The organism is Qipengyuania sp. YIM B01966 (assembly GCF_016461955.1).
In the GTDB taxonomy this organism is placed as follows: Bacteria; Pseudomonadota; Alphaproteobacteria; order Sphingomonadales; family Sphingomonadaceae; genus QFOP01.
The window spans coordinates 1-1,353 of the sequence record NZ_JADMNM010000029.1; the positions used below are offsets into that span (position 1 = coordinate 1).

The 1,353-nt window shown below is 64.2% G+C and carries 1 protein-coding gene; it reads left to right on the top strand.

From position 1 onward, the window contains the following. The first annotated feature begins 101 nt into the window (after window positions 1-101). Window positions 102-1,298: an IS256 family transposase gene (locus ILT46_RS11960; protein WP_199504866.1), complete on the top strand. Its 1,197-nt coding sequence runs from the start codon at window positions 102-104 to the stop codon at window positions 1,296-1,298. Window positions 1,299-1,353: the final 55 nt, after the last annotated feature.

Sequence of the window (1,353 nt, forward strand, 5' to 3'; positions counted from 1 at the left end):
CGTGTCCCACGGGGTGGTGTAGGAAGGTTTCCCTGCTGGGGTGGCCACCGTCGATCTTCTGGTAGGGTTCGGATGCGAACTCGAACCTGGAGAAGAAGACGATGACCGACGACAGAATGGCCCTTGTTGAGCTGATTGAGCAAGGGGCAGACAGCGATTTGGTGCGCGAGATGCTGGCGTTTGCCGCAGAGCGCATGATGGATCTGGAGATTGAGGCCAGGACTGGCGCTCCGTCCGGCTCTCGCAGCCCGGGGCGTCTCAATCACCGCAACGGCTACCGCGAACGAGGATGGGACACCCGTGCTGGCGGGATCGATCTGGCGATCCCCAAGCTGCGCAAGGGCAGCTACTTCCCGAGCTTCCTGGAGCCGCGCCGCACCGCCGAGAAGGCCTTGGCGGCGGTGATTCAGGAGGCCTATGTGCACGGAGTCTCGACCCGTTCGGTCGACGATCTGGTCAAGGCGATGGGGGCCAGCGGCGTATCGAAGAGCCAGGTCAGCCGTCTGGTTGCCGAGATCGACGAGCGGGTGAATGCCTTCCTAGCGCGGCCGATCGAGGGCGAGTGGCCTTACCTGTGGATCGACGCCACCTACCTCAAGGTCCGCGAAGGTGGGCGCATCGTCTCGACGGCGGCGATAATCGCCGTTGGCGTCAACACCGATGGCCGCCGCGAAGTGCTGGGTGTCGCCACCGGCCCTTCGGAGGCGGAGCCTTTCTGGAAAGCCTTCCTGCGCTCGCTGGCGGATCGCGGACTGCGCGGAGTGAAGCTGGTCATCGCCGATGACCACAAGGGACTGCGCGCCGCCGCCAGCAAGGTGTTCGCCGCGAGCCAGCAACGCTGCCGGGTGCACTGGATGCGCAACGCGCTGGCCCATGCCGCGCCCAAACAGCGGCCCGCCGTGATCGCGATGATCAAGACGATCTTCGCGCAGGAGACGACCGAAGCGGCACATCAGCAGTGGGAGCAGGTCGCCGATGCCCTGCGCGAGAAGTTCCCGAAGCTTGCCGACATGATGGATGCATCGCGCGAGGATGTTCTCGCCTACATGGCGTTCCCCAAGGACCACTGGGCGCAGATCGCGTCTACCAACCCGCTGGAAAGGGTGAACAAGGAGATCAAGCGAAGGGCCGATGTCATCGGCATCTTCCCGAATGACCCCGCAGTCATACGCCTCGTTGGCGCGCTGATGCTGGAGCAGAATGATGAGTGGGCGGTATCGCGCCGCTACATGACGCTGGAAACAATCGGCTCGGTGAGCCATAACCCAATCGTCAGCCTGCCAGCTCTGGCCGCCTGACCCGAACTCGATCCTGCCGTGGATCGACGGTTCCTACACCACCCCGTGGGACACG